At 63.6% G+C, this 18,014-nt stretch carries 11 protein-coding genes; 5 read left to right on the forward strand and 6 right to left on the reverse strand.

The genetic code is table 11. From position 1 onward, the window contains the following. Window positions 1–8: 8 nt before the first annotated feature. From BTN82_RS18180 to BTN82_RS18200, 5 genes are read left to right on the forward strand one after another with little or no spacing between them, the layout of a single operon-like run. Complete coding sequence (locus tag BTN82_RS18180) at window positions 9–2,285, forward strand: EAL domain-containing protein (RefSeq protein WP_075120501.1); 2,277 nt, start codon at window positions 9–11, stop codon at window positions 2,283–2,285. Beyond that, entirely contained in the window at window positions 2,282–4,159 is a 1,878-nt protein-coding gene (locus BTN82_RS18185; RefSeq protein WP_075120502.1) for a putative bifunctional diguanylate cyclase/phosphodiesterase, read from the forward strand. The genes BTN82_RS18180 and BTN82_RS18185 overlap by 4 nt, the downstream gene beginning before the upstream one ends. 26 nt (window positions 4,160–4,185) lie before the next feature. Then, window positions 4,186–5,139, forward strand: a complete 954-nt coding sequence (locus BTN82_RS18190; protein WP_075120503.1) for a cytochrome-c peroxidase — start codon at window positions 4,186–4,188, stop codon at window positions 5,137–5,139. Then, complete coding sequence (locus BTN82_RS18195) at window positions 5,136–6,947, forward strand: DAHL domain-containing protein (protein ID WP_075120504.1); 1,812 nt, start codon at window positions 5,136–5,138, stop codon at window positions 6,945–6,947. Before BTN82_RS18190 ends, BTN82_RS18195 begins: the two co-directional genes overlap by 4 nt. Continuing rightward, window positions 6,944–8,350, forward strand: coding sequence for an ATP-binding protein (locus BTN82_RS18200; protein ID WP_075120505.1), 1,407 nt, complete (start codon window positions 6,944–6,946; stop codon window positions 8,348–8,350). The genes BTN82_RS18195 and BTN82_RS18200 overlap by 4 nt, the downstream gene beginning before the upstream one ends. 100 nt (window positions 8,351–8,450) lie before the next feature. Here BTN82_RS18200 and BTN82_RS18205 read toward each other — a convergent pair whose 3' ends face one another. The 6 genes from BTN82_RS18205 to BTN82_RS18230 all read right to left on the reverse strand — a co-directional run bounded on the left by BTN82_RS18205 (window position 8,451) and on the right by BTN82_RS18230 (window position 18,013). Continuing rightward, a complete protein-coding gene (locus BTN82_RS18205) occupies window positions 8,451–10,856 on the reverse strand; it encodes an efflux RND transporter permease subunit (protein WP_081375494.1) in 2,406 nt (801 codons plus the stop codon). A 7-nt stretch (window positions 10,857–10,863) separates the two neighbouring features. After that, on the reverse strand, window positions 10,864–11,820 hold the full coding sequence (locus BTN82_RS18210) for a WD40/YVTN/BNR-like repeat-containing protein (RefSeq protein ID WP_075120506.1): 957 nt from the start codon (window positions 11,818–11,820) through the stop codon (window positions 10,864–10,866). 68 nt (window positions 11,821–11,888) lie between these two features. Beyond that, a complete protein-coding gene (locus tag BTN82_RS18215) occupies window positions 11,889–13,247 on the reverse strand; it encodes a DUF1329 domain-containing protein (RefSeq protein ID WP_075120507.1) in 1,359 nt (452 codons plus the stop codon). A gap of 13 nt (window positions 13,248–13,260) precedes the next feature. After that, on the reverse strand, window positions 13,261–15,135 hold the full coding sequence (locus BTN82_RS18220; protein WP_075120508.1) for a DUF1302 domain-containing protein: 1,875 nt from the start codon (window positions 15,133–15,135) through the stop codon (window positions 13,261–13,263). Between the two features lie 365 nt (window positions 15,136–15,500). Next, complete coding sequence (locus BTN82_RS18225; RefSeq protein ID WP_081375495.1) at window positions 15,501–16,451, reverse strand: MBL fold metallo-hydrolase; 951 nt, start codon at window positions 16,449–16,451, stop codon at window positions 15,501–15,503. Window positions 16,452–16,453: 2 nt separating this feature from the next. Next, on the reverse strand, window positions 16,454–18,013 hold the full coding sequence (locus BTN82_RS18230) for a long-chain-fatty-acid--CoA ligase (RefSeq protein ID WP_075120509.1): 1,560 nt from the start codon (window positions 18,011–18,013) through the stop codon (window positions 16,454–16,456). Between the last annotated feature and the right edge of the window lies 1 nt (window position 18,014).

Consider the following 18,014-nt stretch of genomic DNA (forward strand, 5'->3'; position numbering starts at 1 on the left):
GTACGACAATGATGCCGTCTGCGGGCCGGGCCAACCGGCGAATCCTGATCGTCGACGACACCGCATCGATCCATGAGGACTTTCGCAAGATCCTCGCGACCGCGGATGCCCCCGAGGACAGCCTCAGCGACGCCGAGGCCGCGCTGTTCGGCGGCCCCGTGAGTACCGCGCTGGAGCATTTCCTGCTGGACTCGGCATTCCAGGGCAGCGAAGCGCTGGACAAGGTGCAAGCGGCGCTCGACGGCAACGCGCCCTATGCCATGGCGTTCATCGATATGCGCATGCCGCCCGGCTGGGACGGCCTGGAAACCATCGAGCGGCTGTGGCAGGTCGACCCCAAACTGCAGATTTCCCTGTGCACCGCCTATTCCGATTACTCCTGGGAAGACATTGCCGAGCGCCTGCAACTGGGCGACCGCCTGCTGATTCTGAAAAAGCCCTTCGACGCCATCGAAATCCGCCAGATGGCCAGCACCCTGACCGTCAAATGGCAGATGACCGAAGACGCGGCGCTGAAAATGGACCAACTCGAACAGGCAGTCCAAGAGCGTACCCGCGAGCTGGCCGACGCCAACATCATCGTGCAGAACAGCCCGACCATCCTCTACCGCCTGCGGGGCGAGCCTGCGTTCACGCTGATGTACATTTCCCACAACATCACCAAGTTCGGCCATGTGGCGGCGCAACTGGTGGCCTCCGCCGATTGGGCCCAGACGCTGATCCATCCCGACGACCGGGGCAAGGTCGAGGGCGCGATGCTCCGGGTGCTGGACCGCGATGTCGCGGGAGCCTCCATCGAATTTCGCATGCGTACCGGCGACGGCGCCTTTCGCTGGGTGGAGAACCGCTATATCCCGGTGCGCAACGAGCAGGGCCAACTGGTGGAGGTGGAAGGGATCATCCTCGATATCACCGAACGCAAGCTGGCCGAAGAAAAGCTCGCCCTGATGGCCCGCACCGACGCGCTGACCGGGCTGGCCAACCGGGCGACCCTGATCGAGCGCCTGCACCAGGCGTTCGCTGCGGCCCGACGCGGCGCCGCGCCCTTCGCGATGTTTTACCTGGACCTGGACCACTTCAAGCCCATCAACGACACCCTCGGCCACCCCGTCGGCGACTTGCTGTTGCAGGAAGTCGCCCGGCGCATCAGGGCCTGCACCCGGGAAAACGACGTGGTGGCGCGCCTGGGCGGCGACGAGTTCGCGATCCTGCAACTGGACGTCAACGAGGCAACCCACTGCGCCGCGCTGGCGGCAAAAATCCGCGACGCCCTGATGCCCCCTTACTCCCTGGACGGCAACGAAGTGCGCATCTCGGTCAGCATCGGCATCAGTCTCTACAGCCCGCAGACCCTCAGCGCCGACAGCCTGATGGCGCAGTCGGACATGGCGCTGTATCGCTCCAAGGACAACGGCCGCAACCAGTTCCATTTTCACAGCGAGGAGATCAACCAGGAAGTCACCGAGCGCGTGACCCTGGCCAACGACCTGAAACTGGCCCTGGAACGCGACGAACTGCACCTGCACTACCTGCCGGAAGTCGACCTGGGGACCGGCAAGATCCTCGGTATGGCGACCCAGGTCCGCTGGCTCCACCCCCAGCGCGGCTGGCTCGAGGCCGAGGACTTCATGCCCGCCGCGGAAAAGACCGGCATCGTCATCGCCCTCGGCCATTGGCTGCTGGAGCAGGCCTGCCGGCAGATGAGCGCCTGGCGCGAGCAGAACATGGCGCCGCCGCTGATCGCCATCCACCTGTCGCTGGTCCAGCTCAAGACCGGCCCGGAACTGATCTACGACGTGCTACGTACCACCGCGCGCTGGAACCTGTGCCCGTGGGACCTGCGGTTCGACGTCACCGAGGGCACCCTGGCCCAGACCAAGTGGACCCACAACGACATCCTGCCCAGGCTCTGCGAGCTGGGCGTGAAGATCGCCATCGACGACTTCGGCACCGAGTATTCCTCGTTCGACTACCTCAAGACCTACCGGGTCAACCACCTCAAGCTCGCCCAGCGTTTTCTCGACAGCGCCAGCCGCGACCCGGACCACGCCATGACCCTGCGGGCCATCCTCAACTTCGCCCGCGAAGTGGGGATCGGCGTCACCGCCGAGGGGGTAGAAACCCAGGAGCAGCGCACCACCCTGATTGCCAGCGGCACGCCGCTGGGGCATTGTCCCGGCACGGCCGTCGACAGCGACCGGGCCGGCGAACTGCTCAAGGCCCGGGCCTCCGCCCCGGGAGACAGCAGCTGGTCGGCAGGCCCGACCTCGGAGCAGCTTCGGTGAACCCGCTCTCGGTGGCGCCCAACCGGCGAATCCTGATCATCGACGACACGCCGGCGATCCATCGCGACTTTCGCAAGATCCTCACCCCCGAGGCCTTCGCCGAGGATCCCCTGAGCGACACCGAAGCCCGCTTGTTCGAGACCCCGCCCCAACAGCGCCACCAGCCGTTTCAACTGGACTCGGCCTACCAGGGCGAAGAAGCCGTGGAGCTGGTGAAACGTGCCCAGTCCGAAGGCCGGCCGTATGCCATGGCCTTCACCGACATGCGCATGCCGCCGGGCTGGGACGGCCTGCAGACCATCGAGCAGTTGTGGAAGGCCGACCCCGACCTGCAGATCGCCCTGTGCACGGCGTTCTCCGATTACTCCTGGGAAGCGATGGCCGAACGCATCAGGTTCGACGACCAGTTGCTGATCCTGAAAAAACCCTTCGACAGCCTGGAAATCCGCCAGATGGCCAATGCCCTGACCTGGAAATGGCAGTTGGCCCGGGATGCCATGAGCAAGATGCGCAACCTGGAACAGACCATCGAGGAACGGGTCCAGGAACTGCTGCGCGTGTCGAAGCTGCTGCAATACGACGCCCTCACCGACCTGCCCAACAGCACGTTGCTGGGCGATCGCCTGAGCCAGTACCTGACCCAGGCGCGGCGCCATGGCCTGCAGGTGGCGGTGATGTTCATCGGCCTGGACCGTTTCAAGCGCATCAACAATGCCCTCGGGCATCCGGTGGGCGATGAAATGCTCAAGCACGTCGCCCAGATGCTGGCGACGACCTTGCGCGAATCCGACTCGGTGTTTCGTTACGGCTCGGATGAGTTCGTGGCGATTCTCGGCGACATCATCCACCCCCAGCAGACCCGCGGCATCGCCGAGAAACTGCTGGCGGCCATCCATGTCCCCCATACCGTCGCCGGCCACGACCTGACGATCACCGCCAGCCTGGGCATCAGCAGCTACCCCGAGGACGGCTTCGACGCCATCACCCTGATCAAGAAGGCCGAGACGGCCATGCGCAATATCAAGGAAAACGGCGCCAACGAGTTCCGCTTTTTCATCGAAGACATGAACCTGCGCGCCCGCCAGCAGCAGACCCTGGAGACCGGGTTGCGCCTGGCCCTGCAACGCGGGGAGTTCGTGTTGCACTACCAGCCCCGGCTGGACCTGCTCAGCGGCATGGTGGTCGGGGCCGAGGCCCTGGTGCGCTGGCTGCGGCCCGGGCATGGCTGGATGTACCCGTCGGATTTCATTCCGGTGGCGGAGGACAGCGGCCTGATCGTTGCGTTGAGCCAGTGGGTGCTGCGCCAGGCCTGCACCCAAGCGCGTCTCTGGCAAGACCAGGGGCTGCCGCCGATCTGCATGTCGGTGAACGTCTCGGCCATCGATTTTCGTCAACGCGGCTTTGTCGACGGTATCGCCCGTACCCTGGCCGAGACCGGCTTCGAGCCGACGCTGCTGGAGCTGGAAATCACCGAAAGCGTGCTGATGCAGAATGTCGACGCGACCATCGCCACGCTCAAGGCGATCAAGCAGTTGGGGGTGCGGCTGGCCATCGACGACTTCGGCACCGGCTATTCGAGCCTGAGCTACCTGCAGAAATTTCCCGTCGACGTGCTGAAGATCGACCAGTCCTTCGTCCGCGACCTGGACACCGATAATAACGATGCGAAGCTGGTCAGCAGCATTATCAGCCTGGGCAAGAACCTCAACCTGAGCATCATCGCCGAGGGGGTGGAGACGGTCGAACAACTGGACTTCCTCAAGCGCCACCAGTGCGAGGAAGGCCAGGGTTTCTACTTCAGCAAAGCCGTGGAACCCGAGGCGTTCGTCCGTTACCTGAACGACTCCCGGCAATGTCGCCTGCCCCCGACATAAACACGCGCCCGGCAAGGATACCGACCATGAACGCCCTCGCCCTGCTCCTTTGCTCCGGCCTGCTGCTCATTCCGGGCGCCGAAGCCGCGCCGCTGGAAGGGCCGCTCACGCCGCTGCCCGCGGCGCCGGTACTGGACGGCAAACGGGTCGACCTGGGGCGCCGGTTGTTCAACGATCCGCGCCTGTCGGCGAACAACAGCCTGTCGTGCGCCAGTTGCCATCATCTCGATCAGGGCGGCGCCGACAACCTCCCGCACTCCCTGGGCGTCGACGGCAAACCCGTGGCGCTCAACACCCCGAGCGTATTCAACGCCAGCCTGAACTTCCGCCAGTTCTGGGACGGCCGGGTCGATACCCTGGAGGACCAGGTACACAGCGTGGTACAGAGCCCCGCTGAAATGGGCAATGACTGGCAGACCGTGGTCCAGCGCATCGCCGCCGACCCGGACTATCGCCAGGCGTTCGCCGACGCCTACCCCGACGCCGTGACCCAGGCCAATATCCAGGGCGCCCTGGCCGACTACGAACGCACCCTGCTCAGCGCCAACTCGCGCTTTGACCAGTACCTGGCGGGCAACACCGAGATCCTCGACATCGAGGAAAAGTACGGCTACCAGCGCTTCCAGGATTACGGCTGCATCGCGTGCCACCAGGGCGTGAATATCGGCGGCAACATGTTCCAGAAGTTCGGCGTGCTCGGCGACTACTTCGCGGCCCGGGGCAACCCGACCGAGGCCGACCTGGGGCGGTTCAATATCACCGGCGAAGAAGACGACCGCCATGTGTTCAAAGTGCCGAGCCTGCGTAACGTCGCGGTCACCGCGCCGTATTTCCACGATGGCTCGCAAGCCACCCTCGAAGGCGCCGTGGCGGTAATGTTCAAGTACCAGCTGGGACGTACGCCGTCCGAGGAAGACAAGCGCCTGATCGTCAAATTCCTCAAGACCCTGACCGGCGAGTGGGAAGGCAAACCCTTATGAAAGTATCCCGTCGCATTAGCATTCTGTTGCTGGCCGCCCTCGCCGTGGTGCTGGCGTCGGTCCTGCTGTTTCTGTACCTCAAGTCCAGGTCCGACCAGACCCTGAACTACACCGAGTCCCGCGACCTGATCCGTCAGATCAAGCAGCAGGACTCGCAGTGGGAGAACGAAGTGCTCAAGGCCCGAGTGGCCATCACCCACAACTACGACCCGCTGGTGTCGCCGCTGAACGAGATGATGCGGCTGTGGCAGGCGTTCGACTCGATGGAGGCGCAGCAACAGCGCGATGCCTCGCCGATGTGGCGCAACGCCCATGACGGCTACCTGAACGCGATGAAGGAAAAGACCCGCCTGGTGGAGCAGTTCAAATCGCGCAACGCCATCTTGCGCAACTCGCTGGCCTTCCTGCCGACCGCCGAGGACGATATCCAGCAGCAACTGGCACAACTGAGCGACGCGGACAAACTGCAGTTGCAGAACATCGCCACCGACACCTACGACCTGTTGCTCAGCAGCCTGGAGTTCGCCCAGGTCACCTCCGACGACAAGGCCGCGGACATCCTGGTGGGCCTGAACAAGCTGAGCGTCAACGAGGAGCGCATGCCCGAAGAGTTCCACGGCCTGATCGACACCCTCAGCAATCATGTCGGGCTGATCCTGCGCGAACAACCCAAGGTCAACCGCCTGCTCGAAGAGATCGAAGTGGTACCGGTCGCCGAGCGCCTGGACGACATCACCGTCCTGCTCAACCGCGACCAGCAGGAGGCCGAAGCGATCGGCCAGCGCTACCATTTCTACCTGCTGCTGTTCTCCACCCTGCTGGTGCTGCTGCTGATCTGGCTGGGCGTGCGCCTGATCCGCAGCTTTGCCCAGATCAACCAGATGAACCGGGCCCTGGTGACCGCCAACGACAAACTCGAGCAACGGGTCGAAGAGCGCACGCGCCAGCTCAAGGACACCCAGAGCGAACTGCTCGACACCGCCCGCCAGGCCGGCATGGCGGAAATCGCCACCAACGTCCTGCACAACGTCGGCAACGTGCTCAACAGCGTGAACATCTCCGCCGACCTGGTCAGCCGCAAGCTGCGCAACAGCAAGGCCCAGGGGCTGGGCAAGGCCATGCAGCTGATCAACGAGCACCCGCAGGACCTGGGCCATTTTCTCACCGAGGACGCGAAGGGCAAATTGCTGCCGGGCTACCTGAACCAGCTGGTCGACGCCATCGACCAGGAACAGCAAGGCATGGCCGAAGAACTGACCCAGTTGAGCAAAAGCGTCGACCACATCAAGGACATCGTCGCCACCCAGCAATCCTACGCCGGCGCCAGCAGCCTGCTGGAACCGCTGACGGTCAGCGAACTGCTCGAAGACGCCCTGCGCATGAACTCCGGCGCCCTCACCCGGCACCATGTCACCGTGCGCAAGGAATACGCCGACGTACCGCGGATCATGGGCGACAAGCACCGCCTGCTGCTGATCCTGATCAACCTGATCAGCAACGCCAAGTACGCCATGTCCGACCTGTCCAACCAGGCGCGCTACATGACCCTGGGGGCGGCGGTGGTCGACGGCCAGACCCTGCAGATCAGCGTGCGCGACGAAGGCGAAGGCATCGCCGCGGAAAACATGACGCGCATCTTTGCCCACGGTTTCACCACCCGCAAGGAGGGCCATGGCTTCGGCCTGCACAGCTGCGCGCTGGCGGCCATCGAGATGAATGGCCACCTGACCGCCCACAGCGACGGCCCGGGCACCGGCGCGCTGTTCGTCCTGCAGATCCCCCTGATACCCGCCGAAGGTGAGCCATGAACAACCCGATAAACCGGCGCGTCCTGCTGATCGACGACACCCCGGCGATCCACGACGACTTCCGCAAGATCCTCACCCCCAAGACCGGCGACAGCGCCGACCTCGACGCCATGGAAAGCGCGCTGTTCGGCAGCGCGCCGAAAACCGCCGCCACGTTGTTCGAGCTGGATTCGGCCTACGGCGGCGAAGAAGGCCTGGGCAAGCTGCTGGAGGCCGCGGGCAACGGGCGCCCCTACGCCCTGGCCTTCGTCGACATGCGCATGCCCGATGGCTGGGACGGCGCGCAGACCATCGAGGCGCTGTGGCAACACGACCCGTTGCTGCAAGTGGTGGTGTGCACCGCCTATTCCGACTACTCCTGGGACGAGTTGCTCGAACGCCTGAACGGCCACGATCGCCTGCTGATCCTGAAAAAGCCCTTCGACAATATCGAAGTCCAGCAAATGGCCAACACCCTCACCACCAAGTGGGAAATGACCTTGCAGGCGCAGTTGCAGATGAGCCAGCTGGAAGAACGGGTGGAACAGCGCACCCTGGCGTTCAAGCAGGCCAGCGCGGCGCTGCAACGGGAAATCGACGAGCGCAAGCTGCTGGAAAGCCAACTGGTGCAATCGGAAAAACTGGCCTCCCTGGGCCAACTGGCTGCCGGTATCGCCCATGAAATCAACAACCCGATCGGTTTCATTTCCTCCAACCTCGGCGCCCTGGACAACTACTTCAAGCGCCTGCAGGAGATGCTCGATGCCTATGTCGGCGCCGAGGCCGGGATCGGCGCCGACGAGCTGCGCGAACCGCTGCGCAAACTGCGCGCGGACATCGAGCTGGATTTCCTCCTCGAAGACATTCCCCTGCTGATCAAGGAGTCCAAGGACGGCATCGGCCGGGTCAGCCAGATCGTCAAGGACCTCAAGGACTTTTCCCGGGTCGACTCAAGCCAGCAATGGCAGTGGGCGGACCTGCAACAGGGCATCGACTCGACCCTGAACATCGTGGCCGCACAGATCAAGTACAAGGCCGACGTGGTCAAGGAATACGTCGAGCTGCCGGAAGTCGAGTGCCTGCCGTCGCAGATCAACCAGGTGGTGATGAACCTCATCGTCAACGCCGCCCAGGCCATGGGCACCGAACGCGGCACCATCACCCTGCGCAACGGCGTCGACGGCGAGAACGTCTGGATCGAAGTCGCCGATACGGGCTCGGGCATTCCGGAGGACAGCCTGCAGAAAATCTTCGACCCGTTCTACACCACCAAACCCGTGGGCGAAGGCACCGGGCTCGGGTTGTCGCTGTCCTACGGCATCGTCAAGAAACACCGCGGCGACATCTCGGTGCGCAGCGAGGTCGGGGTCGGCACCACCTTCCGCGTCGAGCTTCCCGTGCACCAGAGCCGCAAGGCCGGCTGAGCGCCGCCGTACCACTCAGGCCCTGTCGAGCGACGCGAACCCGAACACAAAAAAAGGGCGGCCCGAAGGCCGCCAAAGGTTCACGGAGCGATGCTTGCCGTTATTGCCTGACGGTGGACACCGGTCGCACCAGCCAGGCCGCCAGGGCCGGTAACAGGAGGATGGCGCCCCAGACATTGACCAGGAACATGAACGCCAGCAGCACCCCCATGTCTGCCTGGAACTTGAGGATGGAAAACACCCAGGTGGACACGGACACCGTCATGGTCACCGCGGTGAACAGCGAGGCCGTCCCTCGCTGCTTGAGCGCTTCGACAAACGCTGAGCGCAGGTCCAGATGACGTGAGTGCATCTCGTGCTTGATCCGCTCGAACAAGTAAATGCCGTAATCCACGCCGACCCCCACCCCCAGCGCCACCACAGGCAAGGTGTTGACTTTGAGGCCGATGCCCAGCAACGCCATCAGGCCGTTGCACAGCACCGTGACCAGCGCCAGCGGCAGGATGATGCACAGGGTGATGCGCAGCGAACGAAAACTCAGCAGGCAGAGCAAGGTCACCGAACCGAACAGCGCCAGGTTGACCCATTTGTCCGCCGCCGCGACCGCCTCGTTAGTCGCGGCCATGACCCCGACATTGCCGCTGGCCAGTTGAAAGCGCAGTTCACTGCCGTCGTGGGTGGCCTTGAACGCCTTGATCCGCTCGATGATGCGGTCGATGGTCGAAGCCTGGTGATCCTCGGTGTACAGCGAGATCGGCATGGCGGTGCAGGTGGAGTTCATCAATTCGTTGCCAAGACGCGTGGCAAACCCCACGCCCTGGGCGATTTGCGCGCGCTCCTCGGGAATGGTCCGCCACTTGATGAAGGTTTCGGCATAACCCTGGGTGATCTGCCCGACATAACCGGCCAGCCCGCGCACCGTACCGATACCCGGGGTCTGCTTCATGTCGAACTCGAACGCTTCGACCTTGCCCAGGATATGCCGGTCGACACAGGGCGACTCGTTGCCGCTGGCCTCTACCACCACCTGCAACAGATCGACACCAATGGCGAAACTGCGGGTGATCATGGCCACGTCCTGGTTGTAACGCGAATCGGCGCGCAGCTCCGGAACGCCCTGCCCGGTATCGCCAACCTTCAACTTGCCGGCCTGCCAGAGACCGACGCCGAGCAGCGCCAGCGCGATCAGGATGACCGGTACGCTGCCCTTGCGGGTGGCCAGCACGCCAATTCGCTCCCACAGCCGGTTGCCGGCGGTTTCCTTACCCCGCAAACGCTCGGCTTCCTTGGCCGAAAACCCCATGTAAGACAGCAGGATCGGCAGCAGCAGTTTGTTGGTGAGGATCATCAGGCTGACCCCCAGGGTGGCGGTGATCGCCAGCTCGCGGACCATCTCGATCTGCACGAACGCAATCACCAGGAAACCCAGGGCATTGGCCAGCAGCGCCATGGCCCCCGGGATGAAGAGTTTCTGGAAACAGTTGCGCGAGGCGGTAATGCTGTCGTGGCCACGCAGGGTTTCCAGTTTCCAGGCATTGGTCATCTGCACCGCGTGGGAGACGCCGATGGAGAAAATCAGGAACGGCACCAGAATCGACATGGGGTCAAGCGCCAGGCCCAGCAGCGGCAGCAACCCCAGCAGCCAGACCACCGGCACCATGGCGCATATCAACGCCCAGCACGTCAGCATGCGCGACCCGCAATACCAGTAGAGCAGCAGCGCGGTGATCACGAAGGCCACAGCGAAGAACAGCAGCACCCCCGCGGCACCGTCGGCGATATCCCCGGTCGACTTGGCGAAACCGATGATATGCACGCTGATGCCCTCTTTCTCGTGCTTGGCGCGGATCGCTTCGAGCGCCCTGCTCACCCCCTGCAGGTCGAGGCGTGCGCCGGTGTCCGGGTCCACCTCTTGCAGGTTCGCCACCACCATCGCCGCGCTCAAGTCATTGGCGACGATACGCCCGACCCAATCCGACTTAAGGACGTTGTCACGCACGGCCTGGAGCTGCTCGGGGGTGCCGGTGAAGTCGGCGGCGACAATATTGCCGCCGCGAAAGCCGTCCTCCACCACCTCGTTGTAACGTACGTTGGCGGTAAACAGCGAAGTGACCGAGCTGCGCTCGACGCCCTTGATGTAGAACACCTCTTCGGTGACCTGGCGCAGGCTGTCCATGAACCTCGGGTCGAAGATCTCGCCCTTTTCGTTCTTCAACGCCAGCAGCACTTTGTTGGCGCCGCCGAAATCCGTCTGGTACTTGAAGAAGGACTGCATGTATTCGTGCTGCAGCGGGATCATCTTGGAGAAGCCCGACTCCACCCGCAGCTGTGTGGCGGTGAGGCCAAACAACAGCGTCAGCAGGATGAAAAAAATCAGCAGCGGCCGACGCACGTGAAAAATCCAGTAGGACACCCGACCGACCAGACCCTGGGAAAAGTTGTGGCGGTCGAGCACCTGATCGTTGGCCACAGGTTCGAGCCCCCGGCTGTCGTGGTATTTGCTCATAGAAACCTCAATTGGCTGTCGTTTTCGTCAAGCTCAGGTACTGGACGCCGGTCTCGCCCACGGCCAGAGCGCCGTCGGCCACCGCAACGATCTGGGAGAGCCCGCCATGGGCGGCTTTGCTCAGGGAAAAACTGCGGCCATCGTCCTGGCTGAGCGCCAGCAACCCGGCATTGCCGACCAGGGCGATACGCCCGTCGGACAAGACCTGGCCGCCTTGGACGGCGACCTTGACCGACAGGGGGATCAACTGCCAGCTTTGCCCCTGATCGCTCGAGCGATACAGGTTGCCGCGCATGCCGAAGGCCAGCAGCGCCCCGCTGGGAGTCTGCAGCCCGCCGAAAAAAGAGCCCTCGTAGGGCGATTGCAAGGCTTCCCAGTTCTGCCCCAGGTCACGCGAGCGCAACAGGGTGCCGGACTCGCCAAACAGGAACAGGTCGGGCCCCGCCTTGAGTACCTTGGCGATGTGCCGATCGAAGTCCTCGTTCAGTACCGTTTTCCTGCTCCAGCTCGAGCCGCCGTCCAAGGACTCCAGGTAATGACCGAATGCGCCATAGGCGACGAAATGCTGGCCGCCCAGGTGGGTCACGCCGAGCAGCGAATCATGACCGATATCCTCCACCGGGATCGCCGTCCATTGCTGGCCGCCGTCGGTGGTACGCAGCAGCGTCGCGCCATGCCCGACCGCAATGCCCAGGCGCTCGTCGGCGAAAGCCAGCCCTGTCAGCGTACGATCGGCCGGGGTACGAATGGCCTGCCAATGCCCGCCGTCGTCCGTCGAGCGCAGGATCCATCCGCGCTCGCCCGCGCTGAACAACTGGCTGCCGACGCGCTGGATATCGAGCAGGATGATCCGCGCCGGATCGATCGTTGCCTGGGGCAAGCCAGGCGTCTCGGCACGTACGGCGGATGCCGCGATACAGACTGCCCACAGCAACCCGCGAACAGGCTTTGCAAAAATAGCCATTGGCGCTCCTCTCTTATTATTTGGAATAGACGACCCGCTACCGGGTCGCCTTGAGGCTGCATGAGGGCTCAGTGGCCAGCGCGACGCAGGGCATCGGGCTGGAACTCGGCCTGGCGTCCCTTGATGCCGAACTTCCAGGGCTGCTTGACCTCGTTGTCCAGCCCCGACGCCATGTAGTTGCCGTTGCTCAGGTCGTGCCAGATATTGGCCCGGTACCAAGGCACGCCGACGTCGTAGAACTGGATCAGCGGGTGCACGCCGATACGCCACAGCTGGCCGCGGGTGTCATAGGCGTCTTCGATCAACAGGGTCCAGCTGTCCTCGTCGAGGTACATCACGCGCTTGCCGTAGATATGTTTCTGCCCGGCCTTGAGGGTGCCTTCCACGACCCAGGTGCGGTGCAGTTCGTAGCGCATCAGGTCGGCGTTGACCGTGCCTTTGTGCAGGATGTTTTCGTACTTCAGCGACTTGTCGGACAATTTGTAATCGTTGTACGGAACATACATTTCCCGCTTGCCGACCAGCTTCCAGTCATAGCGGTCGGGGGCGCCGTTATAGCCGTCGTACTGATCGGTCACCCGCATGCTCTCGGTGCCGTCGCTGATGTTGTCGTAGGCCAGGTCCGGGGCGCGGCGCACACGGCGTGCGCCGGCGTTGTAGATCCATGCCGAACGCGCCTCCTTGACCTGGTCTACCGGCTCGCGCACCAGGTACACCGTACCTTGCAACGTGGCCGGTTCCAGGAAGTAGCCCAGGAAGGAGAACAGATGGTTGTCCACGCTGCGGTCCATGTTCTGGTCGAACACCCGGTTCTCGCGGAAACCCACCTTGTAGAACTCACCGCCGCTGCGCACCGGGAACCAGTGATAGGTACGATCGAAGCCGCCGCCCAGGTAGCGCACCAGATGGTTCCAGATCGCCTCCTGGCCATTCTTCGGAATCGGGAAGGGAATGTTCGAGCCATTGAGGTTGCTCAGGCCGAAGCCCTGCAACTCGACCTGGGTGGACTGCGCCTTGGCCTTGGCCGTGACTTCGGCAGGCAGTGCCGCGGTACGTCGGGTCTGGTAGATCGGCATCTTGAAGTTGTCGTACTTCTTCAGCAATGCCAGGGTGCCGGGCGTCAGCTTGTCCTTGTACTGGTCGGCATTGGCCGCGGTGATCGTAAACTGCGGCTTGTCCTGCACAAACGGATCGATATACCCCTGTTCCGGCTTCCAGCCCGCGGGCGGCGACGTCAAGCCGCCCTGCCAGGCCGGAATGCTGCCATCGGCATTGCCGGCCTTCTCGGCGCCCACCGGGGTCAGGTCGTTGCCAAGGCGGGCCGCCTCGGCTTCGGTCAATTTGGCGAAGGCATCGTTGCCCCCGACCAGCAGCGCGACGGCAATCGCCAGGGTCCGCGGAATGCGGCAAGTCTTTATTGTTTTCATGCCTTGTTCCTCATCAGAACTTGTAGCTGTAATTCATCGAGTAGTAGTCCCGATCGCGCAATGGGTCGTACTTGGCGTCGTTGTTGAACGTCACATAGTTGAACTCCAGGCTGTGGGCCTTCAGGTAGTCGAAACGCACCCCGGCGCCAACGGTAAAGCGGCCTTCGTTGAACTGGCCGTCCATCGAAACCCCTTCCACGTCCTGCCCCAGGAACAGGCTCGGGTAGGTACTGACCCCGACGCCCAGCAGGTCCGGGTATTCCAATTGCCCGCGCACGCGGTAGCCCCAGGCGAAATCGGTGATGTAGCCGTCGTCCTTGCAGCCGTCGGGTTGCCGGTTGACCGGCGTCCCGCAGAGGTTGCCGCCATAGCTGGCCGACGAGCCCGGTCCGAAGATGAAGCCGCGGCCATAGCGGATGTCGTCGTCACCCTGAGGGATGTCGTTCCACTGGAAGGCGACCTCGGCCACCACCTGCAGGTTCGAGGCTCCCAGCACGTTGGGGAACAGGTTGATGCCGTTGATCTGCAGCTGGGTTTTCTCGAAACGGTCATAACCGCGGATATAGGCATCCGGGCCCGCCGCACGCGCCTGCTCGCCTTGCGGCCCCACCCCCTGGACGGCAGCGCTGAGCAAGTCGTTGCCGTTGCGCTGCACCGGTGTATTGGGCGAGTAGCTCAGCTCCGCCCCGACCGACCAACTGGCCAGGGTGGTGGCCGCGCTGAGGCCGTACAGGTGGATGTCCTCCGGGTACTCCCAGAAGGCCGTGGTCGAGGTCGCGCCGAGCGGCAGGTTTTCATGGACTTGCACCGGGTTCAGGAAGGGTGGCCGCGCCCCGGCGGGGATCCGCCCCCAGTCGCCGCTCTGGGCGGAAATGATCGGTGTGCGCGAGTGGATCGTCATCGCATAGGCGCCGATCTCGGTATCGATCGACTCGACCAGATAGTGCAGCGCTACGCCCCATTGCCCCGAATCCCGGGCATCCTTGCCGCTGCTCAGTGGAACATTCAGGCCATTGGTGAAACCGCTCGGGTTGTTGACGCTGGGCAGCGAGGTCGCCATGGTGCAACCGCCCGGATGGGTCGAAATGATGGTTTCGGTGGTCGACCAGTAATTGCCGCAACCCTCGACGACCGTGGGCTCCCACTTGAACTGATAGAAGGCCTCCAGCGACAGCCCGTCGCTGATGCCGAAGCTGCCGGAGATCATCCCCACCGGCAATAACGCTTCCTTGACCTCGGTGCCTGGGCGGCGCAGCGACGGCACGTCGATCGGGTTGATCTGGTTCAGGCCCTGGACGAAAACGCTCTCGCCCCAGTTCAGCACCTGACGTCCCAGGCGCAGTTGCAACGGCCGCTCGTCCACGTAATAGGTGTCGTAGACATAGGCGTCGAGCAAGTAGATGCCCTTGTTCTTCTGCAGGTCTTCGAAACCGTCGTCGGACAATGGCTTCTTCTGGTACCCGTTGGCCTGGTTGCCGAAATGCACGTCTTCGTCTTCCAGGGCCTGGTCATACCAACCCTTGACGCGAACCATGCCGCCCAGGTCGCCGTTGTGCATGCTCAGTTCAGTGAGGAACTTGCCGATGGTGGAGAAGCGATCGCCCCGATCGTAATTGAGGTTGCCGCCGTCCGTATTGGAGCCGCCAAGACCGTCGGTCTTGCCGATCACCTGACCGTCGAGCTGGCTGTACAACCCGTTGTCGCGCCCTTCGGCCCGCCAGCTGCTGCCGATGGAAAGCGTGGTATCGAGACTCCCCGACCAACCGCTATCGGTATCGAAATTGAAGGCCTGCGCCTGGCCTGCACCCGTGCCAAGCATCCCCAGCACGACCGCCTGACCAAGCGTGTGCCGGATAAAGTCTGTTTGTGGCGTATTTATTCTTATCATTGCTCACATTCCTGAATAATCCCGACTCTATGGGTAAACCCACCAACTCCTGGCGTCTTGGAATCCCTAGAAAAACCTCCCTCTTCAACCGCTCGACCGCCAGAAATTGGCCTGCCCAGTAAACAGCGAGCGCATAGCCGTTACCCCTCCCGAAATGGGAGGGGGGGCTAGGTGTGAAGGGATGGCGAAATCAGGAACGGGCCCCAGCGGCGTCGGCGCACAAGCGCCTGGCAGGACGCCAGCCGACGGCCAAGGCCGCAGGCCGCTCAGGGTCCGAGAAAAGCCGGGCTATACACAAACCGGCACCCAGCGGCCGGCCTGTACTGTCGGCAACCGGGCAGACGGGACGCTAGCGCCCCTGGAGATCACCTGGCGATCCCGCTCAAGGACGGCAAGCAACCATGGAGAACATACTGCGATTGCCTGTCCCGCATTACGCTGGCGCAGGCAATCTGCGGGTCATGGGCAAAAAACAACCGGCAACCTTTGGCCACCGCGTAATCCAGCAACCGTTCCTTCTCTTCGATCAGCAGTTCCGGGTTACGGTCATACCCCGTGGTGAGCGGCAGTTGCAGCCAGTGACGCGCAGGGACCAGGTCCCCGGCGAACAGGACCGGGCCGCCCGGCATGGCGATTTCCGGATGCAGTTGCCCTGGCGTGTGGCCATCGCTGAAGTGGAAGCACCAATCGCTGCCGAGGAAGTCGCTGGTAGCGTCGTCGAGCAGATCCAGGCGCTTGCTGGATTCAAGCTGCGCCAAGACCTGCGGAACAAATGAGGCCCTGTCCCCGGGATGCGGATGGCACGCCCGACGCCATTGCCGCTTGCAAACGATGTAACGGGCCCGGGGGAAAAGGATCCGCGGCACACTCCCCTGCCGGGCCGTCGCCAGCCGTTGCGCCGAAGGCCCGACGCGTAAATGGGCCAGCACGACCGCATGGATATCCTCTTCGCCAAGCCCCACCTGCGCCAGACTGCCGAGCAGTCCCCGAGGAACACGCTCCTGGCCATGCCCCATCAAAGGCTGCGGGGCCAACAGGGCCTCGCTGCCGGCGACCACCAGCGTGTTCTTCCCGCGCCCCTGAACGAGCAGGGCCCGACCGGCCAGCTCGATCAGGTTGTCGCTGTCGGGCTTGAACCATTGCGCCCAGTGCGCCCGCGGCGTGCCGCCGAACACCACGCCGCCGTCATGCAGACAGGCAGGGCCTTCCAATGCAGTCAGGGTGAGTCTCGGGCTGTCCGTGCCCGCCCCCAGGCGACTCTCGCCACCCAAGGACTCGAACGCTGGCGAAGGCCGCCTATCGACGATCCTGCCCATGCTCAACCGACATGCCGGGAGCTGTCCCGCCAGAACGGTTCACGCAGTTCGTTCTTGAGCACCTTGCCCGCCCCGGAAAGCGGTAGCGCTGTACGGAATTCCACGCTTTTGGGCGCCTTGTAGCCGGCGATCCGCTGCTTGCAATGCGCGATCAGCGCCTCGGCGGTTGGCGTGCTCCCCGGCTTGACCACGACCACCGCATGCACCGACTCGCCCCACTGCGTGCTGGGGATCCCGACCACCGCACACATGGCGACATCCGCATGGCTGCTCAGGGCGTTCTCGACTTCCGCCGAGAAGACGTTCTCGCCCCCGGTGACGATCATGTCCTTCAAGCGATCGACAATAAAGATATAGCCCTCTTCGTCCATCCTGGCCCCGTCGCCGGTACGTAGCCAGCCGTCGCCCGGCAGGGCTGCCTGGGTCTGGCCGGGGTTGTTCAGGTAACCACTCATCATGTTCGGGCCCCGTACCACCACCTCGCCGACGCTGCCGCGCGGCACTTCACAACCATCGCCATCGACAATCCGCACTTCCACCGCCCGGGTGGCTCGGCCGCAGGAGCGCAGCATGCCCGCGGCAGCGGCTGCCGCCGTATGCTGGGCCGGGCCGAGCACCGAAACGATCGGAGCCATCTCGGTCTGGCCATACGCCTGGAACAGTTGCAGTTGCGGCAATAAGGACTGCAGCTCCCACAGGGTCTGCTCTTGAATCGGCGAGGCGCCGTACACCAGGTGCTGGAGCGATGACAGGTCGTAGCTAGCCACCTCGGGGTGATTGACCAGCAACTGGATCATTGTCGGCACCAGCATGGCCACCTGCACACCATGGCGCTGGATCGCCAGCATCGCCTTGTCCGGCAGGAACGCGGGCAGCACCACATGGGTCGCGCCTTCGAGCACGCCGACATAACCGGTCGACATGTCGGCGAGATGAAACATGGGCGCGGCGCGCAACATGGTCGCCTCCGGCGGCACCAGCCCTTCGGCATCCAGGGCAATCTGGCTGCTCCAGAAAGCCCCATGGCTGATCATCACGCCCTTGGGGAACCCCGTGGTGCCGCCGGTATAAAACACACCGAGCAACGAATCGCCCCCACGGCGCGCATCCTCGACGGGCGATGCCTGGGCCAGCAGCGCTTCGTAGCCGTACATCCCGTCTGGCGTGGCCCCCTCGCCGACGTAGATGACGTGACGAAGAGAAGCGACCTGCTCGCACATCCCCAGGGCCACATCCTTGAACGTCTCGTCGACCAGCAAGATCGAGGTTTTCGAGTCATTCAACGCATAGGCGTTTTCCTCCGCGCTCCAGCGGGTGTTGCAGAGATTGAGGACGGCGTCGGCCCAGGGTACGGCGAAGCAGTATTCGAGGTAGCGGTCGGAGTTCAACCCCAGCATGGCAACGCAATCGTCGCGCTTGACGCCCAGCTCACGCAGCGCCCCGGCCAGCCTCGCAACGCGCTCGACAAACTGCTGCAGAGTGCGCCTGCGATCGCCGCAGATCGTCATCAGGCGCGTGGGCGCACGTTGGAGGTTACGGTGCAGGGGCTGAGTGAAGTACATG

It is taken from the genome of Pseudomonas chlororaphis, from assembly GCF_001921865.1.
GTDB lineage: Bacteria > Pseudomonadota > Gammaproteobacteria > Pseudomonadales > Pseudomonadaceae > Aquipseudomonas > Aquipseudomonas chlororaphis_D.